The sequence below is a fragment of the Microbulbifer sp. GL-2 genome (genome assembly GCF_007183175.1).
Taxonomy (GTDB): domain Bacteria; phylum Pseudomonadota; class Gammaproteobacteria; order Pseudomonadales; family Cellvibrionaceae; genus Microbulbifer.
In genome coordinates, this window is record NZ_AP019807.1 from 1343363 (window position 1) to 1369646 (window position 26284).

Genomic DNA, 26284 nt, shown 5'->3' on the forward strand with positions numbered 1-26284 from the left:
AGCTAATCACATCAAACTTTTTTCCAATTATCTGCACTTAAACGATACAGGCAGTGACGCTGCAAAGGGTTTTCGTTGGGAATCGACGGATGTTCAAACACCAGCGCATCCCGCTGCATACCCAGCCGCTCCATTACTCGTTGGGAGCGAATATTTTGTAACGGCGTGTAGGAAACTACTTCCGTAAGCTGTAAGGTACCAAAGGCTACCTGCAGGGACGCACGCGCAGCTTCGCTAGCATAGCCTTTACCCCAGAATGGGTGAGCCAGTCGCCAGCCAATCTCTACCGCCGGGGCAAAGGGCAGGTCATCGGTAACATTTTTTATACCGACAAAGCCGAGAAACTCGCCGGTTTCTCTAAGCTCCAGCGCCCAGAATCCCCACCCATAATTATCTATATGCGTGCGACTACGCTCGACACCGGCATCACTTTCTTCCCGTGTAAGTAGCGCGGGGAAAAACTCCATAACGCTGGGGTCGGCATTCATTGCGGCAAATGCAGGTTTGTCTTCCTCGCACCACTGGCGTAGCTGCAAGCGCTCGGTACTTGGTTGTATTAATTCAGGCATCGGAAAATCACTGTTTTGTTATCTGTTCTCGCTGAAAGTCTTCAGCCGGTGCGACCATAAAATCACACAGATCAAGCCATTCGCGATGCTCTGGGTAAGCCACTTCTACAAAACCCAGTTTTTCATAGAGCCCCCGTGCCGCCAAATTAGTACGCAGAACAAACAGGGAACATTCAGTTACACCCAAGTCCCGGATACCGATTTTTGCGAGCTGAGTAACCAGAGTTCCCCCCAGACCAGCCCCACGATGATTGGGGGAAACGATTAAACGCCCCAAATGACAGCGGCCCAGGTGGAGGTAATATTGACCGAAGGCCAGCATCCCCCCCTCACAGTCCTGAAGAACATAGCTTGGCAACTCTGGCCAGCGGCAATCTTTAAGAAAAGACGCCTGATCGAAAGGGAAACGAAAATTTGGGCCACCCCACTGTTGGCACTGCTGCCGATCCGGCAACCAGGACATCAGAGTCGGCAGGTGCCTTTGCTGCAATGGCCCCAGCCTTACGCTTTCCATTGTTACTCCCCCCACCTACTTGCGACTTTTTGCCAACCACTGGTCCAACTGGTCGGCAAAAGCTTTGCGGTCTGCCTGGTTTAATGCCGGTGGCCCGCCGGTATGTACACCACTGGAACGCAGGGTATCCATAAAATCCCGCATATTCAGGCGCGCACGAATATTGGCTTTGGTATAGCGCTCACCACGGGGGTTCAGGGCCTCGGCATTCTTATCGATTACTTCAGCTGCCAGGGGAATATCGCTGGTAATCACCAGATCACCCGCTTCGCAACGCTGTACGATTTCGTTATCGGCCACATCGAAGCCGGCGGTAACCTGCAAGGAGCGTATATAGCGGGATGGAGGCACCTTTACCGCTTGATTTGCCACCAAAGTCATTTCTGTGGCTGTGCGCTCTGCAGCGCGGAACAGGATTTCCTTGATGACTACAGGGCAGGCATCGGCATCGACCCAGATTTTTGTCATGGTTGTACAGCCTTTTCGAGTGTGTCGGGCGGCGCGCCCTCATCGCATTTCTTACAGTTGAGCTGGAAACCCAGCATCGAATCTCGCCCCGCCTCAGTAATCACCCAGGGCCTGTTAGTCCAGGGCGGATTGTGGCGCACATGCTGGAAGTGACCACAAGCGAGTTCGGCCACCCAATGATCTTCATCATCCAGGTGATAGCCAGCAATGGGTTGCTGCATGGGATTTCTGGTCCGGAGAATAAGGCGCAGTTATAGCCAATCCCACTGACAAAGTACACGCATGTCCGGACGTTCACTCATGTGCTGGGAGGATAAGAGCCAAGGCTGATAGAATCCCCCGCTCTCTCGCCAAGCGAAAATGCAGCTCCATCTATGACCCAACTCAACCCCCGCCAGTCAGAAGCAGTGAAGTATGTCGACGGCCCCTGCCTGGTGCTGGCCGGCGCCGGCTCCGGCAAGACCAGTGTTATCACCCGCAAGATCGCCTACCTGATCGAGCAGTGTGGCTACGCCGCACGCAATATCGCCGCCCTCACCTTTACCAATAAGGCGGCGCGGGAGATGAAAGAGCGGGTGAGCAAGCTGCTGGCGGGCCCTGATGGCAAGCGCTCCAAAGCCAGCCACGGTCTCACCGTATCCACCTTCCACAACCTGGGGCTGAACATCCTGCGCAAGGAGCATCGCGCCGCCGGATTTAAGCCCGGCTTCTCCATCTTTGATGCCGAGGATGCCCGCGCCCTGATCAAAGAACTGATGTTGCGCGATGGCGACCTGGATACAGACCTGCTCGACCGCGTACAGAACCAGATCTCCAACTGGAAGAACGATATGCTCACCCCGCGCCGTGCCCTGGAGCAGGCGCAGAGCCCCGGAGAGCAGGCCATTGCCATCGCCTACGATCGCTACTGCGAAGCTCTAAAGGCCTACAATGCCGTCGACTTCGACGACCTGATCCTGCTGCCGGTACAACTGTTCGACAAAGATCCTGAACTGCTGCAACGCTGGCGCAGGAAGATCCGCTACCTGCTGGTAGACGAATACCAGGACACCAACAATTCCCAGTACTTGCTGGTGAAACTGCTGGTCGGTGGGCGCGGTGGCCTCACGGTGGTGGGAGATGATGATCAGTCTATCTACGCCTGGCGCGGCGCACGCCCGGAAAACATGAGCTCGCTCAAATCCGATTTCCCCAACCTGCGCCTGATCAAGCTGGAGCAGAACTACCGTTCCACCAGCCGTATCCTCAAAGTCGCCAACCACCTGATTGCTCACAACCCTCACGACTTCGATAAGGCACTGTGGTCTGACCGCGGCCTGGGGGAAGAAATTCGCGTGCTCAAAGTCGCCAATGAAAACGAGGAAGCGGAGCGGGTCGCCAACGAGATATTCCTGCAAAAGAGCCGCCGCGGTTGCAAGTTTATGGATTTTGCCGTGCTCTATCGCGGCAATCACCAGGCGCGCCTTCTTGAGATGAAGCTGCAAGAGCATCAGGTTCCCTACCAGATGTCTGGCGGCACCTCCTTCTTCGCCCGCGCTGAGATCAAGGACGTGATGGCTTATCTGCGCCTGCTGGTAAACCCGGACGACGACAACGCCTTCCTGCGGATTATTAACACTCCGCGCCGCCAGATAGGTACCAGCAGTCTGGAAGCATTGGGCAACTATGCCAAAGGCCGCGAGATCTCCATGTTTAAAGCCTGCTCAGAGCTTGGCTTTAAGGAACATATCAACGAGCAGGGCTACGAGCGCCTCAATCGCTTCGCCCTGTGGCTCGAAAATGTGCAGCGCAACTGTCGTGATACCACCGCCAATGGCGCCTTGCGTGAGATGCTGGAGGATATCGACTACGCCGGCTGGCTCTCGCAAAACGCCAGCAGCGAAAAGGTGGCCGAGAAGCGCATGGAGAATGTGTACTGGCTGCTGGAAAGCCTCAACAAGATTATGGAAGGCACCGACGATGAGCTGGAGCAGGACATTCGCCTGGAGCAGGCCATCTCCAAACTGATCCTGCGAGATATGCTGGAGCGCCAGGAGGAAGAGGAAGCCACCGATAAGGTCAGCCTGATGACCCTGCATGCCGCCAAGGGCCTCGAATTCCCCCATGTTTTTATGATCGGCATGGAAGAAAACCTATTGCCGCATCGCAACAGCATCGAAGATGACAATATCGAAGAAGAGCGCCGCCTCACCTACGTCGGCATCACCCGCGCCCAGCGCACCCTAACCATGACACTGGCGGGCAAGCGCAAGCAGTTCGGCGAAACCCAGGACACCACGCCCAGCCGTTTTATCGACGAACTGCCGGAGGAGGATGTGTTATTGGAAGGCTTTGGCAAGACTACGCCGGAACAGAATCAGGCCAAGGGGGAGGAAACTTTGGGGTCTTTATTGAGTATGTTTGATTGAGGAGTATGATCCTGTCGATCAACTCTGCAAACAAAAAAGGCCACTCAATGAGCGGCCTTTTCGATAGTAAGTAGAAGCTTACTTACTGTTATCCACCATGTAGTCCACAGCGGCTTTAATCTCACCATCGCTACAATCCATACACAGGCCCTTAGGCGGCATGGCATTGATGCCATTAATAGCATTGGTATAAAGAGTGTCCATGCCCTTGGCAATACGCGGTGCCCAGGCAGCGGCATCACCAAACTTGGGCGCACCTGCAATACCCATAGCATGACAGGTTGTACAGCTGGCATTGTAAACAGCCTCACCGCTACGGGCGCCGCCACTTGCACCCTCAGGAGCAGCCGCTACTGCTGCCGCACACTCCTCGCCTTTCATGCAGGTCTCACCTGCTGGAGCAATGCGCTCTGCAATCTTTTCATCAACAGACTGCTGGGCCACTGCCGCAGCCGCACTGACGGCCAGTACCGCCACAATACCCAAAATACTCTTCATACTATTCCCCCAAAGGACCGAAGTGAGATGGCCCGTAGACTATCGATTTACTGCCGCAAACTTCTACGCCGCGCATTATAAGCACTGTGCCGCCCCCTGCCAAAGCCTACTTGGCTCCACTATAAGTCCTTTCGCACACCACTACCCTTCTGTATAATCCGCCTCCCACTGGCACGGTAAGCCAGTCAGCCGCCCGTAGCTCAGCTGGATAGAGCGTCGCCCTCCGGAGGCGAAGGTCAGAGGTTCGAATCCTCTCGGGCGGGCCATATACAAAGAAGCCCGCTTATGCGGGCTTCTTTGTATATGGCTAACTCCCAGGTTTTGTTCGAACTCAGGTTCGACTCGGAGGCAGCAAAGCTGCCGGAGAGCAGCGAGCCCAAAGGGCGAAGCTAATCCTCTCTAGTCCCGCTTTAAACAATTTATATTGTGTATAGACTCATGCGAGCTTAAGTCCGACGCAAAAGTAGCTTAAAAAAAAGCCCCTACCCCAACGGCACCCCCAAAGGCTCAATCACTACTTGCTGCCCTGCCTCCGCACTACCACTCTCCCGCGCCAAAACAATAAAACAGTTAGCTGCAGCCAGGCCGGTAAGGATATGGCTTCCCTGGGTACCAACCGGCTCTACCACCAAGGTTCCACTATCATCGGTGCGATATACACCTCGCTGGAAATCGGTACGGCCGGGCTTTTTCTTCAGGGGTTTTAGAAGTTTGGCCTGCAAGGTTTGTGGGCCATTCCATTGGTCGCCTTTCATTACACTCAGGGCGGGCACGGCCAACTGGTAGAATGTAACCAGGGCGGAAACCGGGTTACCGGGTAAGCCAAAGAAAGGCGTTCCTTGCAGGAAGCCAAAAGCAAATGGCTTTCCGGGCTTCATCGCCACTTTCCAAAAGCCGATCTCTCCCAGTTCTTCCAACACTTCACGAGTGTAATCTGCCTCACCTACAGAGACACCGCCGGAGGTAATAATGGCATCGGCCTCTTGGGCCGCACCCTGCAAGGCATCAGTAATGGCCTGTTTATTATCTGGCAATATGCCCAGATCCAAGACCTCCAGATCCATCTGAGCTAAGGCGGCCAAAAGAGCGATGCGGTTGCTATCGTAGATATCGCCCTTGCCCAGGGCTTCACCGGGCTGACGCAGTTCATCACCAGTGGAGAAAAGTGCAATTACCGGCTTACGCGCTACTGTGACAGTGCCTACACCTGCGGCGGCAAGAAGGGCGATGTGGGGAACACTGATACGTTCGCCTGCGTTAAGTAGAGGAGCGCCTTCAGTTACATCTTCACCACAACGGCGAATATGGTCGCCGGGGCGAACTTCGCAATTAATACGAATCGACTCGCCCTGAGCATCGACATTTTCCTGCATCACCACGGTATCAGCCCCGGCAGGTACTGCGGCGCCAGTCATAATGCGCACGCAGGTGCCTGGGTTCACCACACCATCGAAGGGTGCGCCGGCAAAGGATTTACCGATCAACTCCAGCGGTAAGCCACTGGCAAGGTCTTCAAAGCGTAGAGCGTAACCATCCATGGCGGAATTGTCGCAGGGCGGCAAGTTCACACCAGATGTGACATCCTTGGCCAGCACCCGGCCATTCCCCTGTGCCAACGGCAGGGTCTGGGTTCCACTTACGGGATCAAGCGCCTGCAAAAGTTTTTCACGGGCGTTTTCTATGGGCATTAAGCCAGGCTGGCTGCAACAATCGGTGGTGGGCATGGAAAAGTTCTCTTACTTCATTCCTTGAGTTTGGGCACAGGTTGAGTCAGTGGGAGCGATCCTGGGACTCCGAGCGTTTTTGATTGACCATCCACACAGCGGCTTCCACGCGGGAACGCATCCCCAATTTCTTCAACAGATGTTTGACGTGCACCTTCACAGTTGCATCACTAATATCCAACTCACGGGCAATGAGTTTGTTGCTGAGGCCATCGGCGATCAGCTGCAATATCTGATATTCGCGGCTGGTAAGGGTGGAGAGAGTATCCGCACCGGAGTTGTCTGGCTTGCGCAGGGCCGAGGCGAGAATCTCCGTAAGGCGCTGGCTGATAGCGAGCTTGCCGTGGGTGGCCTGTATTACCTGATCGAGAATATCTTCCGGTTCCATATCCTTAAGAAGATAACCATCGGCACCGGCGCGGATACAGGACACAACATCGGCATTATTGTCGGAAACCGTCAGTATCACGATGCGTGAAGATACATCGGCAGCGCGCATCGCACGCAGTGTGTCGAGCCCATCCATGCCACGCATATTCAGGTCGAGCAGGATTAGATCTGGCTCATGCTGCTTGGCCAACTCCAGCGCTTCCTCCCCGCTACTGGCCTCAGCCACCAGCTCCAGGCTGGGCTCCATGGCAAACAGCTGCTTGAGACCTTTGCGGAACAGGGGATGGTCATCGACCATCATTACCGTGGCAGAAGAAGTCATGAGAGATCCTACTTCAGTAGTGGAAATTGGTTTAAATCTGAACAGTGACTTTACCATAGCGTCTATCGGCTGCGCTTACCCCCAAAGAGGTAGCTATTACGCGCGGGGGCAAAAGGGTTACTTACTGTTGGTAATTGAGCAGGCTCAAGCCCCGGCCCATAGTGGCTTCACGAATCATTTCGAGGAGGAGTGGCCGCCGTGTCAGACATCTACGAGTGGGCCCCGGAGGACAGCAAATTCTGGCAGTCCAAGGGCAAGAAAATCGCAAACCGCAATTTGTGGATATCCATTCCCAGTCTACTGTGCGGCTTTGCCGTGTGGCTCTACTGGGGCATCATCACCGTTCAAATGCTCAATCTTGGCTTTCCCATTGCCAAAGCCGACCTGTTTACCCTAATGGCGATTGCCGGTCTTACCGGGGCTACCCTGCGTATTCCCAGTAGCTTCTTTATCCGATTGTTCGGTGGTCGCAACACCATCGTATTCACCACCGCGCTGCTAATGATCCCTGCCCTCGGCACGGGTATCGCCCTGCAAAACCCGGAGACCCCATTGTGGGTATTCCAGCTGCTAGCGCTGCTATCTGGTATCGGCGGCGGTAACTTTGCCTCTTCCATGTCCAATATCAGTTTCTTTTTCCCCAAGGAAAAACAGGGGCTGGCACTGGGTTTGAATGCGGGCCTGGGTAACTTCGGTGTTACCACCATGCAGATTCTGGTACCACTGTTTATGACCTTTGGCGCTTTTGGCGCTGCCGGTGGCGACCCCATGACCCTGGTGAGCAGTTCAGGCACTCTGATTGGCAAGATCCCCGCCGGTTCAGAGGCATGGATTCAGAATGCCGGCTTTGTATGGTTGCTGTTTTTGGTGCCGCTGGCCTTTATCGGTTGGTTCGGTATGAACAACCTGCGCACCGAGGAAGTTACCCCGGACGTGGGTAGCACCCTGGGTGCTGTCATCAAGATGACCATGATGCTGGGCATCGGTTTGATCACCGCCGTGGTGGGCCTGTGGCTGTTGCTGCCTGAAGCAGCCAACGGCTCCGGCTTCGGTGTGCCCAAGGAGATCGTACTGGTTCTGGTAATTACTGCCACCGTGTTCGGCCTGAAACTGCTACCCGGTGAGATCAGAACCAGCCTGCAGCGCCAGTACCGCATCTTCAACAACAAGCACACCTGGGTAATGAGTGTGATCTACACCATGACCTTCGGCAGCTTTATCGGCTTCGCTGCAGCTTTCCCGCTGGCAATCAAGGTCATCTTCGGTTACAGCCATGTGATGGTGGATGGGGTAATGACCCACGACACCATCAACAATAATGGCCCGAGCGCTCTGATGTATGCCTGGATGGGTCCATTCATCGGCGCCCTGATACGCCCGGTAGGTGGGTGGATTTCCGACCGCATCGGCGGTGCCCTGGTTACCCAGATCTGTGCAGCAGTAATGGTAGGAAGTGCCCTGGGTGTAGCCTACTACATGAAGGCGGCCTACGGCTCAGCCACTCCGGAAGAGTTCTTCCTGCCCTTCTTCCTGCTGTTCCTGCTGCTGTTCGCCGCTACCGGTATCGGCAATGGCTCTACTTTCCGCACCATCGCCATGGTGTTCCCGAAAGAACAGGCAGGCCCGGTATTGGGATGGACCTCCGCCGTTGCCGCCTACGGTGCCTTCTACATTCCCAAGGTTTTCGGTGAGCAAATCAAAGCCACTACCCCGGAATATGCACTGGCAGGTTTCGCCATCTTCTACGCGGTATGCCTGGTGATTAACTACTGGTTCTACCTGCGCAAGAACGGCGAATTCTACAATCCTTAATTCGGTTTCACTCACGGGATACCGTTGATTCGGGGAGGTTTAACCTCCCCTTTTTTGTTATTTGCTATGCACCGTTAGGGAGGGAATACCTTTTCCCAAAACCCGCTGTAAATACACCCCTGTACGTTCGTAATCGGCATCCATGCCTCATACGGCCTTGAGAAAAGGTATCCCCTCCCCTCAACCACAATTAAACCCCTACATTCCGCAGACGTTTCCAGCACTAGGCTAGTTGGGCAAGTTCAAAAAAATAGGAGACTTACAAACCGGCAAGACTACCGGCCTTAAACTGGGCAAAGTAGGTAGTGCCTTCGCATAGTTTTAGGCGCTCGCAGGAGAGGCGGGAAATATCTGCGTAGAACACCTGATCAGCAGCGGCTAACTGTAAACGAATGCGGCCATCGGTAAGGTTCTGCTTAGCTGCTAAAGTTACCGGCAAGCAGTTGAGGATACTGGACAGGCCCGGCTTCTCTACACTGAGGCTGATATCTCCAGCTTCCAACAGAAAAGCTGCGGTATCACCTTTGCGATAATGGCCTGCCACCCTATCTGCAAAGATGGAAATCCCCCCTAAATCCAAAGTGAGCAGACCATCGTTTAGGGATTCCACTCGCGCTTCAATCCGGCTGCGACAGCTATCCCCTACACCGTGGCTATCCAGGCGCTGGGCAACTTCAGCTAAAGAAAGTGGTGCGGACAAATTGGCAGAATCCATCCACAAACAGCGCTGGGCCAGCAGCTGGATTTCATCAAAGTCGTGACTGGTCCAGATTACCAGCGCCGGATATCGGGCCCAGAAATCCCGTAGGGTAGGCAATAGGCGCCGCAGTACCTGGGCGCGGTCAACCGCTGATAGTGGCTCATCAAATAATTGCAGCGGCGCGTTGTTAAAAAGCTGGCGTAATACAGCCACTCGCTGGGCCTCTCCGCCAGACAATAGCTCCACCGGCTGATGGAGTAGCGGTTCAATACCAAAAGCCTCTAACAGCCGATCACACTCCTCCCTAGGCAGTGGTCTGTGACTGTATCGGCGGGCCAGTGCCAGGTTATCTGCCACTGACTGGCCGGCAAACAGGCGGCTGTCCTGAAAGCCCAAAGAGAGAGTTCTTTTGTGGGTAGCCAAGGCGCGGCGTCCGCGCTGCCAGACCGTATTGGCAAAAGAGATATTGCCATTGCAACGCAGCTGTCCAGCCAAGGCCGCCAGCAGCGTACTCTTGCCACCGCCGGAGGGACCGGTAAGACCAAAAACCCCGCTGGCAGGCAGGCTCAATTTCCACGGAGTGGCTGGATTCAAAGAGGTCACCAGCCCATTGACTGTGAGCCCGGCAGAATCTGAAGCAGTGGCAGCTGTACCAAACAAGGGTAAGGTAATTTCCATTAGCCCAATACCCCCATCACCGGCTTAACGCCCTCTTTATTTGAGCCGCGTGGAGCCAACATATATCCCAGCCAACGAGCCAGTAGTAAGAGTACTGTGGTAATCCCCATTAACATCAAAGCCAGTCGGTGCGCCGCACCGTACTCCATTGCTTCCACATGTTGATAAAGAGCGATAGAAACTACCTGGGTCTCACCGGGTATAGCGCCACCAATCATCAGCACTACCCCGAACTCACCCAGGGTATGGGCAAAGGTTAAAGCGCAGGCACTCACAATAGCGGCGCGACTCGCCGGTAAAAGAACTTTTAATAGTGCCGCCCAGGGCGGAATACCCAGTGCTGCGGCAGCCTGGGTCAGGCGCTGGCCATTGGCATTAAACGCGGCCAACAGCGGCTGGACCATAAACGGCAGGGAATAAATCACTGACGCAAACACCAGGCCGGTAAAGGAAAACACCAAAGGGCCATCAAAAATGTGTGACAGCCACTGCCCGGGGGCATAGTTGGGGGAAAATAAAAGCAGTAAATAAAAACCCAACACCGTGGGTGGCAGTACCAACGGTAGGGTAATTAATACCTCTATACCGTGGCGCCAGCGGCTCTGCCATTGGCTCAATTTCCAGGCCAAGGGCACGCCGATAATAAACAGGAGTAAGGTAGTTAAGCCGGCCAATTTTAAAGTTAGCCACAGGGCCTGCCAGTCGGCAGCGGCGATATTCATAAGCCACTCCCTCCATCTCTACTTCGATCTTGAATCGGCAAAACACCGTAACCCAAGTGGTGCAGCTGCGCCTGCACTTCCGCTGAACGCAAATAGTCAGCGAGGGACTGCGCCTCTTTCGGCCGACGGCTCTGGGTGGGAATCAGCAGCTGTTGTTCAATGGGTTTGTACAAATGCTGCGGCAGCAACCAGTAGTTGTCGCGGCCGGCTGCTTGCATCTGGCTGGCGGCGACAAAGCCCAACTGCACATTGCCAGAATCCAGCATTAAATAGGCTTGGCCGGCATTGTGAGCCCGGGCTAATTGAGTTTGTTTTTTCTTCCACAAATCCAGGCTCTGCAACGCCTGCCGAGCGGCACTGCCGAAGGGTGCTACTTTCGGATCGGCTAAGACGATTTTATCGGGCCAGGTTTGCAGTAACTGCTCGATATGCGATTCCGATTTTGGATGCCAAAGCGCGAGTAAACCCAGGGCGTAAGTCTGTCGACTGTTGCCCAGTGCCCCACCCTGCTTTTCCAACAGTTCGGGGCGCTCGCGATCGGCAGACAGGAATAAATCGAAGGGCGCGCGGTGCGCTATTTGCTGGTAGAGCACCCCTGAGCTGCCGCTACTGATTTGCACCACACAGGCATGGCGACGCTCAAATTCCGGCAGTACCTCTTCCAGTGCCGGGCGGAAGCTGGCTGCTACCGCCACCCGCAAGGTGCAGTTATCCGCATTAACCGGCAGCGCGATGGCCACCAGTAAAGCGGATAGCAGCAGGCTCAGCCGGCGGACCACTTTTCCATCTCCGCAGCATCACTGGCCCGAGCTTCGACCCAGCGCTCTGAAGGCTTACCGGACTCATCCGCAACCGCTTCGCGCTTCCAGAAAGGCGCCTCAGTTTTGAGGCGATCCATGATGTATTGGCAGGCAGCAAAGGCGGCCTGGCGGTGGGGGCTGGTAACGCCGACAAAAACAATCTCATCGTTGATCTGCATGGGGCCAACCCGGTGGACGATAGTCACACGCCCCAGGGACCAGCGATCGCGAGCATCATTGATAATCCGTTGCAGGCTTTTTTCAGTCATGCCCGGATAGTGTTCCAGGTCCAGGCCGCAGACATCACTACCGGCATTGAAATCGCGTACGGAGCCCACAAACAGGGCGCAGGCACCATCACCACTGTTGCCTTGCAGCGCAGTATATTCAGCCGCTACGTCGAGGGGCGTTTCACAGACTTCGATACGATCAACGGCTTTCATACGAACACCACTAGCCGCCGGTAACCGGCGGGAAAAATGCAACTTCATCCCCCGTCTTTACCAGGGCTCCGGTTTCTGCCAGCTCCTGATTCAGGGCCATACGGATATCATCCCTTTGCAGGTGCGGGCTCCAATCCGGGTGCCGTTCACATAGGGTTTTGCGCAACTCACTGAGACTGCCGGAAAAGTCCTCCAGGGTAATCTCGCCCATGCCCAATTGCTGGCGCAGACGCGCGAAAAACAGAACCTTTACCATCGCTTTACACCTCTGAAATTTTTACGCCTTATCTGCGGCATCGCCGCGCCAGTGGTCGCGCTTACCGCCGGTTTTTTGCAGCAGGCGGGTCGGGCCGATTTCCATCGCCGGGTCCACGGCTTTGCACATATCGTAAATGGTCAGCGCCGCTACCGAAGCTGCGGTTAACGCTTCCATCTCTACCCCAGTCCGCCCAGCCAGGCGGCAGAAAGCAGTGATATGCACACTGTGTTTTTCCGGCTGTAATTCGAAATCCACCGCTACTTTGGTCAACGCCAGTGGATGGCACAGGGGAATTAAATCCGAGGTTTTCTTCGCAGCCTGGATACCGGCGATGCGAGCTACAGAGAGCACGTCACCTTTTTTGTGCGCCCCTTGACTCAGCAGTGCAAAAGCCTCTGCACTCATACAGATGCTGCTCTCGGCCAGGGCGCTGCGGTCGGTGACGTCCTTCTCGGTAACATCCACCATGCTGGCTTCGCCGCGCTGGTTTAAGTGGGTTAACTGGCTCACAAATTACCCCCGGCTCTCGCAGGGCGCGCTGGCAAAGCGCACATGGGGGATAAAGTTACAGGGCTTGTGGCGGGCATCCAGCTGCTCCAGCAATATGCCTTCCCAAGCCGTGCGGCAGGCTCCGGTGGAACCGGGCATACAACATATCAGTGTGCGGTTAGCGAGGCCGGCGAGCGCGCGGGATTGCACGGTGGAGCTGCCGATATCCCCAAGGGAAATATGGCGGAACAGCTCGCCGAAGCCGTCGACGGTTTTATCGAACAGCGGACTTAGGGCCTCTGGCGTGGAGTCGCGATCGGTAAAACCGGTACCGCCGGTCACCAATACCACCTGCACTTTCGGATCGGCAATCCAGGCGGAGACCACCGCGCGCATCTGGTAAACATCGTCCGGGGTAATGTGCTTATCTGCGAGCTGATGGCCGGCAGCTTTGAGGGCTTCCACCAGGTACTGGCCAGAGGTATCAGTCTGCTCGTTGCGGGTATCGGATACGGTAAGTACCGCGATATTGAGCGGTACAAATTCTTTGCTAGCGTGTGCGGACATAATCAGTGGTCTCTCAAAAAACTGTTTTCTGGAGTTTTATCCGGCGTACTCAAGCCGAGATAATCTGCCGGCGTATTGATATTGCGATGCCAATCGCCGGCACTTTTTATGGGTATGGATTTGGCCCCCAGGCGGCGCAGCAGTGCGCCGACAGAATTGCGCGCACTGCCTTCGACGGCACGGCGCAAATAATCCAGGCAGTCACCATTTAAAGGCAGCCACAGGGGAAAAAAGAAGTTTTCAAAATAACAGGGCCGGCCACTTGCCTGCCCCTCTGCCAATAACTCTGCGAGGTGCTGCCGGCCGAGCAGGGGCATATCTACCGGAATTACCAGGGCTGCATCGGCACCGGTTGTCAGGGCTACCGAATAAAGGCCTCCCAGAGGGCCCCGTTCTGGCACCAGGTCTTCAATCGCTCCGGGGCGGGCGCCGCTGGTGACGACTTTTGCCAGCGGAAGCTCACTCAGCAATGCCTTAGCATGCTGCAAAAAATTGCCCTGTTGGGGGTGTGCCAGCAGTGCCTTGTCGCGGCCCATCCGGCTGGAGCGGCCGCCGGCCAGCACCACGCCGATTATCGATTTACTAACAAGAGCCCTGTCCATAACCCTAGCCCCCCAGCATCGCCAGGTTGTGGGTAGCGCCGGTGAAACCTTCGTGCAGCTGGTGGCCTGCGGTCTTATCGACTATCAACTCGCGGATATGGGCCGCCAGCGCCTCACTATCGCCAGCGGCGATGATTTCGCGCATATCAAAGCCCTGGTCGGCAAACAGGCACAGGTGCAGCTTGCCCTGGGCCGATACCCGCAGGCGGTTGCAGCTTGCACAGAAGTCTTTCCCGTAAGGGGTAATCAGGCCAATACGGCCGGCGTAATCGGGGTGGAAATACTCCCGCGCCGGGCCGGCATCGCGGGTGCGGATAACCTGCTCCCAGCCTTCCCGCAGCAGCAGGGTTTCTATATCGCCACCGGAGACATGGTTGCTGGCGAAGAACTCGCGGTTATCGCCGGTGCGCATCAATTCGATAAAACGCAGAGTCACCGGAGTCTCGCGAACCCAGGCGAGGAAATTATCCAGCTCGGCCAGGTTGTATTGGCGCATCAGCACTGCGTTGACCTTGGTATCGATACCCAAGGCCAGGGCGCGATCCAGGCCTGCTAAGGCTTTATCCAGGCGATTGTGCCCGGTGATATGGTGAAATTGATCCGGGTCGAGGCTGTCGATACTGACATTCACCTGATCCAGCCCGGCGCGGTGCCAGTCGTCAATCTGACTGGGCAGGCGGTAACCGTTGGTGGTGATGGCTAAGCGGCGAATCTTATCGCTAGCGCTCACGGCTTCGAGCAACGGCACCAGGTCTTTGCGCAGGGAGGGCTCTCCGCCAGTAAGGCGCACCTTTTCCGTCCCCAGTGAAGCGAAAGCGCGCACTAATGTGCCCACTTCAGCGACTGAGAGAGGATTTTCCCCTTCCAGGGAACGTCCGCAACCGATGCCCTCGGGCAGGCAATAGTTGCAGCGGTAGTTGCAGATGTCCGTCACGGACAGGCGCAGGTAGTAAAACCTACGGCCAAAATTGTCTTGTAACATTAAACGCCTTTCCAATTTCGGGAGGCCGCGCAGTTTCCCGCTAGACCCTGGTGGCCGGTACGGCCACGGTCCCGGCACCTTGCAACGTCAATAAAAAACGACGCGGTTTAGGTAGCGGGACTCGGTGTTTAAACTGATGTCAGTGTATCAAGCTGGTTAATTTATGCTTGGGGCAAAGGTGGTACTCCTTAGGTACTCATAGTGATGCCAACCGTTAAGGGAAATAACATCACAAAATGGAAATTCAGTGGGCAGAATTACTAAAAACCGAAAAATTCCTCTACAGAAATTGATCGGTTTTTACAGGGAAAACCCCGGCCGTAGCCGGGGCCTCGCTATGGAGTCATTGCTATCTGCTAGAAATTAGCAGTCACCATCAGCCAGAACTTATCAGTATCCAGCTTATAGTCATCAGCCTGATAAGAGGCATATTTAACCAGTGCAGAAATATCCTCTGTAAGCTTACGCCCGTAGCTGATATTCCACTCATGGCCATAATTTGCGGAACCTTCATTCGCATCAAAATTGTGATAGGCCATATTCAAGTTACCACCAGCAATTTTCATAGCACCGCTGATATACATATCCTCAACGCCATCACCGGGGGTTGCCAGGAATTGGTCGGTGTAACCCTGGAATTTATGCAGGGTAGCCAGAGGCGTTTTAAAGCCGACACCGTTATCTGAACCCAGCACTTCATAACCAAGCTTCGCGGCCACCGGGCCCAAGTCGGTACCCACTTCTGCCAGGTAGTAGTCCGCACTGTAGTCGAAGGGGTTATCCCCAATATCGTTCTGACGTGCGTAACTCAGATTGGCTTTTACAGGGCCGAAATTCCCTTTGTAATCCACCCCATAGGTGCGGCTGGCATTAGCCACTAAGTTTTCCAAGTCGAGGTTATAAGCAAAACCGCTGACTTTATGTCCCTCGGCAACCGGATAGCTTGCGTGTAGCAGCTGGATATTGCCTTCGAATTCGGCATTGGAGCTATCTTCACCAAAAATCCGGTTTACGTTGTACACGTAGCTGTAGTCCAGCTGCAGGCTATCGGCACTGCCGTACTGGTAGCGTATACCGTCATAAGTTTGCTCGTTCTGTCTCCAGCCAACGCCACCGACAAAGCGCTGGCCATCCAGATTGATACGCTGACGCCCAGCGGTAACTACGGAATTCACTCCGTTATAGCGGATATAGGCTTGGTTAATTTCGGTACCATCCGGGTCGGCAACTACCGGGTAATTGCCTTTTCCATTGACGGTAGAGTTGTAATTATCGTTACCTACGGAAGTGACATCATCCATTTCAAGAAAACCGGTAAAGCCATTGTAGCTCCCACTGCGCCAGTTAAGGCGGGTTCTCAAAGTGGACGCGGTCGCGTCTCCATTTATGCCGTCCTGGTCATAATCTTCCTGGTCGACGATCTCCACGCGATAACGCAGATTCAATCCGACCTCACCGGATTTAAGCGCGTCGACAAGAGTGGCATTTTCACCATCCTGTGCAGCGGCCTGCAATGCGACAGTGCTGCAGGCACCCAACAGTAAAGCACCGAAAATTTTGGGAAATCTGGAAATGGTCATTACGCTTTTCCTTTGCAACAACGGAGTGAACAGTGACAAATTACAACTTTTCATGTGTGGTTGAAACCACAGTTTTTTTCGGCAGAAATAATACTTACCCCCTATCCTTTACGCACACGTAATTACAAGTTGGTAGTGGGTACTACCTATCCGGCAAGGCCGCGGAACTGCCGGCTTCATCATGCAAAAAATTATTTTGCTGGGCAAAAGCCAAACGCTGCTGATAACCCTCTCTCTGGATAGCCAAATACATTACCAACATACAAATCGCGAGTACGCCGTAGAGCAACATAAACGCAGCGCTGTGAATACCCACCAAATCCTGCGCGATACCAAACAGGACCGGCAAGGTAAATCCGCCCAGTGCACCAATCGTGGCCACTGTGCCACCGACACTGCCCATGTGCGCCGGAAAATTATCGTGTAGTGCCTTGTATACCGAAGCGCGCCCAAATCCTTGCGCTATACCAATTACCAACAGCAGCAGGGTAAACAGTTCAATGCCCACCTCGATATTTAAATGCACATCCCGTTCCACCCCGTGAATCGTCATACTGGTCGGGGGGTAACTAAGGAAAAAAAGGCATACCAGGCAAGTCCAGAAAACACTCCAATTCACCGTGCGCGCACCGTAGCGATCTGCAAACCAACCACCCAGCGCACGCATCGAACTGGACAGGGCTACAAACAGCAGAGTCAGTGCCATCGCCGCCGGTGTACTGACTTCGTAGACCGACAGATAGTAATTGGGCAACCACAGTAAAAGCGCGAGAAAGCTGCCGAAAACAAAATAATAATAGAGCCCGTAACGCCATACCTTGATCTGCATCAGTGGTCGTAGATGGCTATGAATATTTGCTTTGTCACGACTGCGCATATAGCGGGTCTCTTCCGGAGCAAAAAATTCGAATAACAGCATCATCAGCAGAATGCCCAGTCCATAAACTGGCCCAATCCACTCGCGTCCGAGCCAGTTCTGGATCGCTGGGGCCAGGGCCAAAGTGATAGCTGCTCCGGCATTACCTGCACCAAAAATGCCCATAGCAGTGCCCTGCTGCCTCCTTTCGAACCACGGATTGATATAGCGAATCCCCAATACAAAGGACACACCGGAAACACCCAACCACAAACCTGCAAGAAGATGCGCTCCAAAACTTTCGATATAGGGCAGCAGTAAAAGGACCGGCAGCAGCAATAGCATTTGCAAGAGGATGAGTTTTTTCGCAGAAAAATATTCCACCAGTAATCCGGCGGGAAAGCGCAGCAGTGCTCCGCTCAGGATCGGCGCCGCCAGCAATATGCCGTATTCAGTGGCTGACAAGTCAAGCTGCCCTCGAATCTCTACGCCAAGCACCGCGTAGAGCGTCCATACGGAAAAGTTGGCTGCGAACATAGCCGAGGCAAATATCAGCGCGCGCCCGGCGAGTTGCTGTGTATATTGCACGGCAGATTCTCCCAGTTTTTTCATCTTTTCGGCAAATAAATTTGGTCATCACACCGATAGTCCGAACACTAGCTACCCACTTGGATAACAGGGACTAAGAAAGCACAGTAGCTTTTGCTTGAACGGTGGAAGCCTCTTGCTTGCAAGATGCACAAAATTCCCAGTGCCGACAATTACTCCCAAAAACCTTTTGGTGACAAGACAATTTTTCACCCCTACTCACCAAGGGGTAGTTGCCGCGATACTCACAGTACTGGCCCGCCTACAGCGCTAACCCAAAGGGATTACTCCACACCATTCGGATATCACTACCTCCCCTGGCTACCCCCTTTGCGCGCTTTTCCTGTGACGCTGCTCAAATACTATCGACCATATCCCTATCCACCTGTAAAAATTTCTGAGAAGCCGGAGAAAATAGTCATGAGTCAATCCAGCGGCCTCAATTTATTTAATTGGGGCGATCCCAAAATAAAGACGCTGCACGTTACTTGGTTTGCGTTTTTCCTGACTTTCGTGGTGTGGTTCTCCCACGCTCCGCTGATGGTCTTTATCAAGGAAGCGTTCGACCTCACCAGCCAGCAAGTAAAAGCCCTGTTAATCCTCAACGTGGCACTCACCATCCCCGCCCGTATCATTATCGGTATGCTGGTGGATAAATTGGGGCCGCGCCTGGTGTACAGCGGGCTGCTGATGACCTCATCTTTAATCTGTTTGGGCTTTGCCACCGCAGACAGTTATGAATCCCTGGCCCTGTTCCGCTTCCTGCTGGGATTTGTGGGTGCCGGCTTTGTAATTGGTATCCGCATGGTGGGTGAATGGTTCCCAGCCAAGCAGGTAGGCCTGGCGGAAGGTATTTACGGCGGCTGGGGGAATTTCGGTTCTGCTGCCGGTGCCATGACCCTGCCCACCCTCGCCCTGCTGTTCGGCGGTGAAGACGGCTGGCGCTATGCCTTGGGCCTCACCGGCATCATCGCCGGCCTGTACGGCATCATCTACTACCGCGTAGCCCGCAACACCCCTAAAGGCTCCACTTACTTCAAACCGAAGAAGAGCGGCGGCCTGGAAGTGACCAGCAAGCGGGATTTCTATTTCTACCTGCTGATGAATGTGCCCATGTACCTGGCACTGGCAGCGCTGGCTTACAAACTGTCTCCCAGCGGCGTAGCCCTGCTGAGCCAGAATGCCACCTACGTGATGTGGGGACTGCTGGTAGCACTGTTCGCCTTCCAGACCCGTATGATCTGGAATGTAAACAAAGACCACCTGCGCGAGGGTGTACCGGAACTGGAGAAATACAACTTCAAGCAGGTAGCCATCCTCGACCTAGCCTACTTCGTCACCTTCGGCTCAGAGCTGGCCGTGGTTTCTATGCTGCCCCTGTTCTTCCTGGAAACCTTTGAAGGACTGAGCCCGGTGAAGGCCGGCCTGCTCGCCTCTGGCTTCGCCTTTATGAACCTGGTGGCCCGCCCAACTGGTGGATACTTCTCTGACAAACTGGGACGCCGCCGCAGCCTGATGTTCCTGATCGGCGGCCTGGCCGTGGGTTACTTTGTTCTGAGCCAGATCAATGGCGGCTGGTGGATTCCCGCAGCGGTAGTTGCCACCATGTGCTGCTCTTTCTTTGTGCAGGCCGGTGAAGGTGCTGTGTTCGCCATCGTGCCCCTGGTAAAACGCCGCATGACCGGGCAGATTGCCGGTATGGCCGGAGCCTACGGCAACGTAGGTGCAGTAACCTTCCTCACCGCCCTGTCTTATGTCAGCTACAGCCAGTTCTTCCTGATTATCTGCGGCGCCGCAGCGGTGATCTTCTTCGCCTGCTTGTTCCTGGAAGAGCCCAAAGGCAATATTGCCGAAGTGCTGCCAGATGGTACCGTGCAGTTAATCAGCGTGGAGTGATCGGATAGCACTGACCAAGTAACACCCGTAATAGAGGGCCACTGGCCCTCTTTTTCGCTGTTTGCCAGAGGGGACGATAGAAGAGAGGAGAGCGCTGTGAGCGAAACCCATTCCGGGCTCCAAGCAGAAGATACTGCCAACCTTGAAGCCCAAGCACCACAATTGAGCCACGGCCTCTGCACCCGTGCCGGTATCAAACCGCAGAACGAAGACGCCGCACTCTATCACTGGCCAGACAGCCCACATTTGCAGGAATACCTGGGTGCAGTCGCCGCGCTGGCAGACGGCGTCAGCTCCGCCGAAGCCGGTGCCCAGGCCAGCCACACCGCCACCGAACAATTTGTGCGGGACTACTACAAAGTGCCGGATACCTGGTCTGTGGCCCACGCCGGACAAAAAATCCTCGCCTCCATTAACAGCAAGCTATACCGCAAGAGCCACGACTTCCCGCAACAGGAAAAGGGCTTCCTGTGTACCTTCTCTGCCCTGGTATTTAAATCCCGCACCGCTCACTACTTTCATATCGGTGATAGCCGCATCTATCACCTGCGCGGCGATACCCTCAAATGCCTCACCCGTGATCACAGTATTACCCTGGCACACCACCAGCAGATGCTGTCCCGCGCGCTGGGAATGGATACCGGCCTGCAAGTGGATTACGGCCAGCTCAGCCTGGCTAAGGACGATGTACTGCTAATTACCAGCGACGGCGTGCACGACTTTATTGAACAGGATTTACTGCGGGAGCTGTTGGCAAATACTCAAATAAGCGAACAGGAAACAGCGGAAACCCTGGTGCGCCTCGCCGAGGAAAGCGGCAGTGACGATAACCTCTCCGCATTAGTGGTAAAGGTAAAAGCATTGCCACAAACCACCCTGGACGACTACAGCCGCCAGCTTACCCGCCTGCCCTTCCCGCCAGAGTTGGAACCGGGCATGGTATTGGATGGTTACCAGGTAGAGCGGGAGCTGTTCTCCTCCCAGCGCAGCCAACTGTACCTGGTGCGCGACAGTGCCACCGGGGAAATCCTGGTAATGAAAACCCCCTCGGTAAATTACGAGGACGATATCCACTATATCGACCGCTTTATTCAGGAAGAGTGGATAGGCCTGCGTATTCGCAGCCCCCAAGTAGTGCGCCTGCACCGGCAGACCCGCCCACGCACCGCGCTCTATTACCTGATGGAATATGTGCAAGGCAGCACCCTGGAGCAGTGGATCACCAACAACCGCTTTCCCAAACCGGCGGAAGCGTTTCGTATCCTTAAGGAGATTGCCACCGGACTACAGGCCTTCCACGATCAGGAAACCATTCACCAGGATTTGCGCCCAGCCAATATCATGATCGACGGCGACGGGCGGGTAAAAATTATCGATTTCGGCTCAGTTTATGTCGCCGGCAGTGCCGAGATTTTTCGCCCCCTGGAGCACCCGGAAGCGCTGGGCACCGCCAGCTACTCCGACCCCCACTATATCCTCGGGCATAACAGCGGTATTCGCGGCGATGTCTACGCCCTCGCCACCATTGCCTATGAGATGTTTACCGGCGAACTGCCCTACGGCGAAGAAATCGAGAACTGCCGCTCCCACGCCGACTTCGAACGCCTGCGCTACCGCACCGCCAGCCAGTTTAATCCCGTAGTCCCCATCTGGTTCGACCGCGCCCTGGAGCGCGGATGCAGTATCGACCTGGAACAGCGCTATTCCACGCTTACAGAGTTTATGCGCGACCTGGCCAATCCGAACCCGGACTACTTGAGGGAAGATCCTACTGAGAAAGGGGATGCTTCCCTTTTTTGGAAGATTCTTTGTGGGATTTGGGTTGCTACTTTGTTGGCGGTGGCGGCGTTGTTTTCGTCTAGTGGTTGAGACCTGAGATACCAGGTACGATAGACCCACTTAAGAATATGCAGACTCAGAATATCTATAAAGGGCTCTGGTTTAGCAGATAGTTTTGGGCGTATATCATCCATCACACTTTCTCTGTTTCGCTTTGATATACACCGCTGCACTTAACGATTACATATTTTGTCATTGGTGCAGATCAAGAGTAGCTTCGTAAATTTACGATAACGGATGCGCTTACTTATTAATTCTTAATAGTTTAAGTCTTTAAAAAAAATAACAAGATATAGTACAGTCGCAATATATCCACTAAGATAATTTTAGCCGATGCTGGCCAACCTGATGAATGATATGTCTTTTTCTGGTTAAGCTGGCTTTCCATTCTTGAAATATATTGACAAGTGATATGATGCAGCTTCTTTTGAATACGCTGTTATAGATCATTATGAGTACCGAAGAAATATTTAAAATAGCTGCAGCAATTATCGCTTCATTCGGCGGCAGTGCATTATTACTTGGCGCTTTCTCTCACTGGTTAGGAAGCTTATGGGCTAAGCGAATGCTGCAAGATGAAAGAGCAAAGCATGAAGAAAGCCTTCAAAAATTAAAAGCTAAGAATGAGGCTATCCTAGAAGACTTGAAAGCTCAAATAGACACTCTGAAACAAAAAGAGTTGAATCGCCACTTTGATAAACTAGCAATCTATAAAGATGTAATTCATATTATTTCAGAAATTCTACGAGAGTTAGAAGCTATTGCTACATCAAAGCAAGAATCTATCAGTTCAGAAATTGAGCATTCGTTCGCATTAAATCGAAATAAAGCTTACGGTTACATATCGCTAGTTTCATGCCAAGATGTTTTGGACAGATACAATGAAATGATTGACTTCTTTATACCATTGCTTTACGAAGGTGAGCATGCAACATGGGCTGAATTAAGAGAAAAGGCTGACTCAATGCTAAATGCTATGCGTGTTGACCTTGAAATAAATGAAGGCGAAGTTATGTACAGAGGTACAAGATGATTTATAACAAGTACTCGGACCCAATTTACGCTGCGCTTAAACTTGCTCGGTGTTCCGGACATTAAGTGTCTAGAGTATTAATATGATTTCGAAACCTGATCTAATAAAGATGTTATGGGGTATCGCAGTCCACAATAACTTCTAGATTGACTTAAATATCAAAATTATTGACGACGATGGAGAAATTATTGCAAAATCAGAGCAGGATTTTGCACGTAAAATTTGAATTAATTTCCTGCAAGTTAAATCCGAGTTAAATAAAATTGGTGTGAATAGTAGTATTGATATTCCAGCTACTGTTTTATCTAGAAAGATTCCAAAAATTTTAAAGGGAACAAAGGCGGCCGAATATCTAGATATTTGTATTGAGCAAACAAAGTTGTTTAGCAATGAAAATAATTAACAATTTTATCAACGAACGTCACTGCATGGTTGGATAGCCTATGGGGTGGTCTTGCCAGTATACTGCCCGTTATAAGACAATATGTGAATGAGAAAATATGATGAAAATAGCGGCTTCTATATTAATTATATTATTTTTAGGGAGTTGCTACCTCGTTTGGCTAGATGATCAAAATTGGAGAGACATAATACCTATAGAATTCGATCTAGGTAGCACGCTCCACAGTAACAGTGATTTACAAGGTATAAGAGAAGCTTGTGGTGTTCATATATATGAGCTTGAAGAAACAACTTTAGATAAAATCAAAGCGGAGGGTCTTGAATTTCTCAATACAGCCAAACAGGCACGAGGGCATAGCAGATTTTATTATAGCTATGGGGAATGGATGCATAGTCCAAGAAAGGATTGGACAAGACCTGAAAACTGGGTCTATGAACTAATGTGCGCAAAGATGCCTACAAAGCTACAAGGGATCATTATTGATAGTGCAACAGCACCAGGCTCTTTCTACTCCCACGGGCAAGAGAAAGTTCTTATGATAATACCTGATCACAAAATCTTAGTTTTAACGCACAATGGTTAAACTATAATCATAAAAAAATGGGCAAGCGGACAAATCACTCCGTTTTCGGCTTCGTAATTTGCCGCTCTTTCAAACCTCTCGTAATCGCGAAACATTTTTTCACCGATCTTCATTTCCCAGAATAGACCCTTTTTGTAAACGAATATATATTTCCTCACGATGAACGGATAGGGATTTAGGAGCACGTATCCCTATCTTCACCTGATTACCCTTAACTTCCAAAACTGTGATTGAGACATCGGCCCCAATCCTTAAGTTTTCACCAGTCCGGCGCTTTAAGATCAACATATTGATTTCCTACTGATACTGAAACCATAGGTAAACCTTCCTTGGCGGAAGGCTAAGAAAGTAACGTTGTGAGTAAATACGGGTGGTGCGCGGGAACGGTAGGCATAGAAGAAGAAAAGGCAGGCACAACGCTTCCAAAGCTTGGGGAATCGCTCCAAGCCGCTGGATGTACTCCACTTTATTGAAGACGAGCGGGTTTCTAGCGTATGATCCATATAGCCATCTTGATACTCTGATTATCAATTTGGTCAGCTGGCCCCTGGTGTTGCTGCACCTTGGGTCAGCGCCTTTTACTTACTCTTACGTCACGCTATCGTTCTCCTGTGAGAAGATGGTTCTTTAGAAAACTCTTAGATATCTTGATTCTCTCGAATCCCTTTGGTCTTTGGTCATCGGCATTCAAAAAGCCACCCAATTCCGGCCAAAATACCAATAACTATCTATCGATTCTACGCAGCTTTGACACTAAAACAAACTGAATAAAATCCAATAAGATCATTTTTGTGCCTATATTTTTGATGGCGATGCCCACTCTATTAAGTGCTTCAGGCCTTAATATCCGGTACGTAAGTCCCTTTCTACTCATAAGTAATTTTTCTAACCCGGACGATCCTATTGGTAGATAGTTTTTTCTGGATAGAAAAGCTTCTCATTTTTGGAATCAGTGGACCAAATGATATGATGCGATTTATTTTGAGTATTCTGATTTACCTTCGGTAGGGTGTAAAAGTGTATAAGTACTTCGGGTTATTAGCGTTAATATTTGTATCTGCCTGCGCTACAAATATACCGGTAGAAAAATTAAGTGGTTTAGAAGCAAGAACACACCTTGATCATGAATACTGGAGCGTCTCACTGCCAGGCAAGTGGAGCCATGAGGATAGTGAGGGTATGATCATCGCAACATCTCCAGAAGGTCAATATGCGCTCTATATCACGGTTTATACCGCCTCAGAATCTGCATCCAGCATAGCCTGGGGCAACGAGGAGATTAAGCATCTTAAGTCTGGAAAATATTCAAGGCCGGGATATCTTTTTGACTTTCAAAAAGAGCAGAGTTATGAAAAAAACGGCAATGCTTTCTACGAGCTTGATGGCATAGATGTAAAGAATGAAATGAGGCTTTATAGCAAAGGAATACATCTAGGTAATAAATTATACACAGTATCATTTCATGATTACTATTACACCGACTCGCAAGAATCAAACAGTATATTGAAATTGATTCTTAACTTGTTTGAGACAAAAGAAGATGAAATTAAATGGGAAGCTATAGAAAGCCTAATCCAAGATAGTACAGCAAGTATAAGTTTTCAGCATGACCTTTAAGGGGAGATCACATACACCTCGACCTGTACAGATATTGAATGCCCGTAGATATCTAAGCCAATAGGATGTATAACTATTGATGAACTTAAGACCAATCAAAACTCTACTAATATATTTGCTAATCCCATGAAGAAGATAGTGATCTTATCTTTAATGATGTTAAGTTTGTATACGTTAGGATTCTTTACTCAAGCCTTAGCTTATTCTCAACTGGGTATTAATCTTAACAAGTATCTATATGCTCCATGGATCAAACATTTAGAAATGGACAACCCTATAAAAGTAACTTATAACAAAAGCGTAGAGTTCTGGTGTTCTCGTGTAGAAGGATGCAGTTATCAGAACCCTAATCTTTGATTGGCCACAGCAATCGAATCGATTTATTAATTAGATGTTATTAGTAATTAGGAATGTCTCCCAATGAAATGGAGCAAGTTGAAATCTCTAGTTGAAGAAAAATTTTCTCCATCCCTGGATGGCCGTATCTCTATCAACAGTACCAGTTATGGAAACTGTTCATGTGGACATGCCTGGTTGACACTTAATAAGGAAGTCATAGCAAATTTCTGTACAAGGGCTTTTTGGAATAGAGCGAGTGGTGATTACTATCGAAAGGATAATCGCTGGGTTACTGATTCCGAAGTGCCTAAGCATGTAAGTGAAAAGCAGAAACTATCCTATGGTGAGATGGAATATGGAGAGTTATCTCGGCAAGATGCCTATCAAGCCTGCTGGGAATTCGTTCATACCCTCAAAATTGATGAAGCTATAAACTCCGAGAATCCATTGATTCAATCCCTAGCTACACTGGATAAGCGTTTAGGCAAACGTAGACTTAAAGAAATCAATACTTCGAATTTACACCCACTAGCAAAGAAATTATTGAGCTTTAGATTAGAAGCTGAAGGCATTAGAGCCCCGACCAACACATAACAAACAACC

At 51.9% G+C, this 26284-nt stretch carries 27 protein-coding genes, 1 tRNA gene and 1 riboswitch; of the genes, 9 read left to right on the plus strand and 19 right to left on the minus strand.

From position 1 onward, the window contains the following. Positions 1 to 11: 11 nt before the first annotated feature. From GL2_RS05790 to GL2_RS05805, 4 genes are read right to left on the minus strand one after another with little or no spacing between them, the layout of a single operon-like run. Positions 12 to 569, minus strand: a complete 558-nt coding sequence (locus tag GL2_RS05790) for a GNAT family N-acetyltransferase (protein WP_143729709.1) — start codon at positions 567 to 569, stop codon at positions 12 to 14. A 7-nt stretch (positions 570 to 576) separates the two neighbouring features. Further along, a complete protein-coding gene (locus GL2_RS05795) occupies positions 577 to 1083 on the minus strand; it encodes a GNAT family N-acetyltransferase (RefSeq protein ID WP_143729710.1) in 507 nt (168 codons plus the stop codon). A gap of 15 nt (positions 1084 to 1098) precedes the next feature. Beyond that, positions 1099 to 1551, minus strand: a complete 453-nt coding sequence (locus GL2_RS05800) for a YaiI/YqxD family protein (protein ID WP_143729711.1) — start codon at positions 1549 to 1551, stop codon at positions 1099 to 1101. Further along, positions 1548 to 1772: a DUF3565 domain-containing protein gene (locus GL2_RS05805; RefSeq protein WP_143729712.1), complete on the minus strand. Its 225-nt coding sequence runs from the start codon at positions 1770 to 1772 to the stop codon at positions 1548 to 1550. The genes GL2_RS05800 and GL2_RS05805 overlap by 4 nt, the downstream gene beginning before the upstream one ends. A gap of 153 nt (positions 1773 to 1925) precedes the next feature. Between GL2_RS05805 and rep the strand changes: the two genes are divergently transcribed. Next, on the plus strand, positions 1926 to 3959 hold the full coding sequence (gene rep / locus GL2_RS05810) for a DNA helicase Rep (RefSeq protein WP_143729713.1): 2034 nt from the start codon (positions 1926 to 1928) through the stop codon (positions 3957 to 3959). Positions 3960 to 4037: 78 nt separating this feature from the next. Here rep and GL2_RS05815 read toward each other — a convergent pair whose 3' ends face one another. Beyond that, complete coding sequence (locus GL2_RS05815; protein ID WP_143729714.1) at positions 4038 to 4457, minus strand: cytochrome c5 family protein; 420 nt, start codon at positions 4455 to 4457, stop codon at positions 4038 to 4040. A gap of 189 nt (positions 4458 to 4646) precedes the next feature. On the opposite strand from GL2_RS05815, the gene GL2_RS05820 reads away from it, so the two are divergent. Next, positions 4647 to 4723 (plus strand) — tRNA-Arg (locus tag GL2_RS05820). 216 nt (positions 4724 to 4939) lie between these two features. Here GL2_RS05820 and glp read toward each other — a convergent pair. Then, positions 4940 to 6181 carry a gephyrin-like molybdotransferase Glp gene (gene glp, locus GL2_RS05825; RefSeq protein ID WP_143729715.1) on the minus strand — a complete coding sequence of 414 codons (1242 nt, stop codon included), beginning with the start codon at positions 6179 to 6181 and terminating at the stop codon, positions 4940 to 4942. Positions 6182 to 6227: 46 nt separating this feature from the next. Next, complete coding sequence (gene narL / locus GL2_RS05830) at positions 6228 to 6893, minus strand: two-component system response regulator NarL (protein WP_143729716.1); 666 nt, start codon at positions 6891 to 6893, stop codon at positions 6228 to 6230. 198 nt (positions 6894 to 7091) lie between these two features. Between narL and GL2_RS05835 the strand changes: the two genes are divergently transcribed. Next, on the plus strand, positions 7092 to 8705 hold the full coding sequence (locus GL2_RS05835; protein ID WP_143729717.1) for an MFS transporter: 1614 nt from the start codon (positions 7092 to 7094) through the stop codon (positions 8703 to 8705). Positions 8706 to 8964: 259 nt separating this feature from the next. Here the strand turns inward: GL2_RS05835 and GL2_RS05840 are convergent, their stop codons facing one another. The 11 genes from GL2_RS05840 to GL2_RS05890 all read right to left on the minus strand — a co-directional run bounded on the left by GL2_RS05840 (position 8965) and on the right by GL2_RS05890 (position 17971). Beyond that, entirely contained in the window at positions 8965 to 10083 is a 1119-nt protein-coding gene (locus GL2_RS05840; RefSeq protein WP_143729718.1) for an ATP-binding cassette domain-containing protein, read from the minus strand. Continuing rightward, positions 10083 to 10805, minus strand: a complete 723-nt coding sequence (modB, locus tag GL2_RS05845; protein ID WP_143729719.1) for a molybdate ABC transporter permease subunit — start codon at positions 10803 to 10805, stop codon at positions 10083 to 10085. Before modB ends, GL2_RS05840 begins: the two co-directional genes overlap by 1 nt. Further along, positions 10802 to 11584 carry a molybdate ABC transporter substrate-binding protein gene (modA, locus tag GL2_RS05850; protein WP_143729720.1) on the minus strand — a complete coding sequence of 261 codons (783 nt, stop codon included), beginning with the start codon at positions 11582 to 11584 and terminating at the stop codon, positions 10802 to 10804. Before modA ends, modB begins: the two co-directional genes overlap by 4 nt. Next, positions 11569 to 12048 (minus strand): molybdopterin synthase catalytic subunit MoaE, encoded by a 480-nt coding sequence (gene moaE, locus GL2_RS05855; RefSeq protein WP_143729721.1) that lies wholly within the window; start codon positions 12046 to 12048, stop codon positions 11569 to 11571. Before moaE ends, modA begins: the two co-directional genes overlap by 16 nt. 10 nt (positions 12049 to 12058) lie before the next feature. Continuing rightward, positions 12059 to 12304 carry a molybdopterin converting factor subunit 1 gene (gene moaD, locus GL2_RS05860; protein ID WP_143729722.1) on the minus strand — a complete coding sequence of 82 codons (246 nt, stop codon included), beginning with the start codon at positions 12302 to 12304 and terminating at the stop codon, positions 12059 to 12061. Positions 12305 to 12325: 21 nt separating this feature from the next. Next, complete coding sequence (gene moaC / locus GL2_RS05865; RefSeq protein WP_143729723.1) at positions 12326 to 12817, minus strand: cyclic pyranopterin monophosphate synthase MoaC; 492 nt, start codon at positions 12815 to 12817, stop codon at positions 12326 to 12328. A 3-nt stretch (positions 12818 to 12820) separates the two neighbouring features. Then, the gene (gene moaB, locus GL2_RS05870) at positions 12821 to 13363 is read right to left on the minus strand and encodes a molybdenum cofactor biosynthesis protein B (RefSeq protein WP_143729724.1); all 543 of its coding nucleotides are present in this window, start codon (positions 13361 to 13363) and stop codon (positions 12821 to 12823) included. Positions 13364 to 13365: 2 nt separating this feature from the next. Continuing rightward, positions 13366 to 13965: a molybdenum cofactor guanylyltransferase gene (locus GL2_RS05875; protein ID WP_143729725.1), complete on the minus strand. Its 600-nt coding sequence runs from the start codon at positions 13963 to 13965 to the stop codon at positions 13366 to 13368. Positions 13966 to 13969: 4 nt separating this feature from the next. Beyond that, a complete protein-coding gene (moaA, locus tag GL2_RS05880) occupies positions 13970 to 14947 on the minus strand; it encodes a GTP 3',8-cyclase MoaA (RefSeq protein ID WP_143729726.1) in 978 nt (325 codons plus the stop codon). Then, positions 14936 to 15086, minus strand: a riboswitch (molybdenum cofactor riboswitch). Its footprint overlaps the gene before it by 12 nt. A 217-nt stretch (positions 15087 to 15303) precedes the next feature. After that, positions 15304 to 16527 carry an alginate export family protein gene (locus GL2_RS05885; protein WP_143729727.1) on the minus strand — a complete coding sequence of 408 codons (1224 nt, stop codon included), beginning with the start codon at positions 16525 to 16527 and terminating at the stop codon, positions 15304 to 15306. Positions 16528 to 16669: 142 nt separating this feature from the next. After that, positions 16670 to 17971: a nitrate/nitrite transporter gene (locus GL2_RS05890; protein ID WP_143729729.1), complete on the minus strand. Its 1302-nt coding sequence runs from the start codon at positions 17969 to 17971 to the stop codon at positions 16670 to 16672. A 420-nt stretch (positions 17972 to 18391) separates the two neighbouring features. On the opposite strand from GL2_RS05890, the gene GL2_RS05895 reads away from it, so the two are divergent. From GL2_RS05895 to GL2_RS05910, 4 genes are all read left to right on the plus strand, one after another. Beyond that, on the plus strand, positions 18392 to 19867 hold the full coding sequence (locus tag GL2_RS05895; RefSeq protein ID WP_143729731.1) for a NarK family nitrate/nitrite MFS transporter: 1476 nt from the start codon (positions 18392 to 18394) through the stop codon (positions 19865 to 19867). Between the two features lie 96 nt (positions 19868 to 19963). Further along, the gene (locus tag GL2_RS05900; protein ID WP_143729733.1) at positions 19964 to 21736 is read left to right on the plus strand and encodes a bifunctional protein-serine/threonine kinase/phosphatase; all 1773 of its coding nucleotides are present in this window, start codon (positions 19964 to 19966) and stop codon (positions 21734 to 21736) included. Positions 21737 to 22157: 421 nt separating this feature from the next. Next, positions 22158 to 22739 (plus strand): hypothetical protein, encoded by a 582-nt coding sequence (locus GL2_RS05905; protein WP_143729734.1) that lies wholly within the window; start codon positions 22158 to 22160, stop codon positions 22737 to 22739. Positions 22740 to 23239: 500 nt separating this feature from the next. Next, positions 23240 to 23725, plus strand: a complete 486-nt coding sequence (locus GL2_RS05910) for a hypothetical protein (protein WP_143729736.1) — start codon at positions 23240 to 23242, stop codon at positions 23723 to 23725. A 99-nt stretch (positions 23726 to 23824) separates the two neighbouring features. Here GL2_RS05910 and csrA read toward each other — a convergent pair whose 3' ends face one another. After that, positions 23825 to 24013: a carbon storage regulator CsrA gene (gene csrA / locus GL2_RS05915; RefSeq protein ID WP_143729737.1), complete on the minus strand. Its 189-nt coding sequence runs from the start codon at positions 24011 to 24013 to the stop codon at positions 23825 to 23827. A 729-nt stretch (positions 24014 to 24742) separates the two neighbouring features. Between csrA and GL2_RS05920 the strand changes: the two genes are divergently transcribed. After that, positions 24743 to 25342 carry a hypothetical protein gene (locus GL2_RS05920; protein WP_143729739.1) on the plus strand — a complete coding sequence of 200 codons (600 nt, stop codon included), beginning with the start codon at positions 24743 to 24745 and terminating at the stop codon, positions 25340 to 25342. A gap of 420 nt (positions 25343 to 25762) precedes the next feature. Beyond that, positions 25763 to 26275: a hypothetical protein gene (locus GL2_RS05925; RefSeq protein ID WP_143729741.1), complete on the plus strand. Its 513-nt coding sequence runs from the start codon at positions 25763 to 25765 to the stop codon at positions 26273 to 26275. Positions 26276 to 26284 lie beyond the last annotated feature (9 nt).

Excerpts from the sequence above, each read along its gene's own strand:
- modB (WP_143729719.1), bottom strand. The coding sequence starts at position 10,805 with ATGAATATCGCCGCTGCCGACTGGCAGGCCCTGTGGCTAACTTTAAAA.
- GL2_RS05815 (WP_143729714.1), bottom strand. The coding sequence starts at position 4,457 with ATGAAGAGTATTTTGGGTATTGTGGCGGTACTGGCCGTCAGTGCGGCT.
- moaB (WP_143729724.1), bottom strand. The coding sequence starts at position 13,363 with ATGTCCGCACACGCTAGCAAAGAATTTGTACCGCTCAATATCGCGGTA.
- GL2_RS05905 (WP_143729734.1), top strand. The coding sequence starts at position 22,158 with ATGAGTACCGAAGAAATATTTAAAATAGCTGCAGCAATTATCGCTTCA.
- csrA (WP_143729737.1), bottom strand. The coding sequence starts at position 24,013 with ATGTTGATCTTAAAGCGCCGGACTGGTGAAAACTTAAGGATTGGGGCC.
- GL2_RS05925 (WP_143729741.1), top strand. The coding sequence starts at position 25,763 with ATGAAATGGAGCAAGTTGAAATCTCTAGTTGAAGAAAAATTTTCTCCA.
- glp (WP_143729715.1), bottom strand. The coding sequence starts at position 6,181 with ATGCCCACCACCGATTGTTGCAGCCAGCCTGGCTTAATGCCCATAGAA.
- GL2_RS05875 (WP_143729725.1), bottom strand. The coding sequence starts at position 13,965 with ATGGACAGGGCTCTTGTTAGTAAATCGATAATCGGCGTGGTGCTGGCC.
- moaD (WP_143729722.1), bottom strand. The coding sequence starts at position 12,304 with ATGGTAAAGGTTCTGTTTTTCGCGCGTCTGCGCCAGCAATTGGGCATG.
- GL2_RS05805 (WP_143729712.1), bottom strand. The coding sequence starts at position 1,772 with ATGCAGCAACCCATTGCTGGCTATCACCTGGATGATGAAGATCATTGG.
- GL2_RS05800 (WP_143729711.1), bottom strand. The coding sequence starts at position 1,551 with ATGACAAAAATCTGGGTCGATGCCGATGCCTGCCCTGTAGTCATCAAG.
- moaE (WP_143729721.1), bottom strand. The coding sequence starts at position 12,048 with ATGAAAGCCGTTGATCGTATCGAAGTCTGTGAAACGCCCCTCGACGTA.
- GL2_RS05795 (WP_143729710.1), bottom strand. The coding sequence starts at position 1,083 with ATGGAAAGCGTAAGGCTGGGGCCATTGCAGCAAAGGCACCTGCCGACT.
- GL2_RS05910 (WP_143729736.1), top strand. The coding sequence starts at position 23,240 with ATGATGAAAATAGCGGCTTCTATATTAATTATATTATTTTTAGGGAGT.
- moaA (WP_143729726.1), bottom strand. The coding sequence starts at position 14,947 with ATGTTACAAGACAATTTTGGCCGTAGGTTTTACTACCTGCGCCTGTCC.
- GL2_RS05790 (WP_143729709.1), bottom strand. The coding sequence starts at position 569 with ATGCCTGAATTAATACAACCAAGTACCGAGCGCTTGCAGCTACGCCAG.
- narL (WP_143729716.1), bottom strand. The coding sequence starts at position 6,893 with ATGACTTCTTCTGCCACGGTAATGATGGTCGATGACCATCCCCTGTTC.
- GL2_RS05840 (WP_143729718.1), bottom strand. The coding sequence starts at position 10,083 with ATGGAAATTACCTTACCCTTGTTTGGTACAGCTGCCACTGCTTCAGAT.
- rep (WP_143729713.1), top strand. The coding sequence starts at position 1,926 with ATGACCCAACTCAACCCCCGCCAGTCAGAAGCAGTGAAGTATGTCGAC.
- GL2_RS05895 (WP_143729731.1), top strand. The coding sequence starts at position 18,392 with ATGAGTCAATCCAGCGGCCTCAATTTATTTAATTGGGGCGATCCCAAA.
- GL2_RS05885 (WP_143729727.1), bottom strand. The coding sequence starts at position 16,527 with ATGACCATTTCCAGATTTCCCAAAATTTTCGGTGCTTTACTGTTGGGT.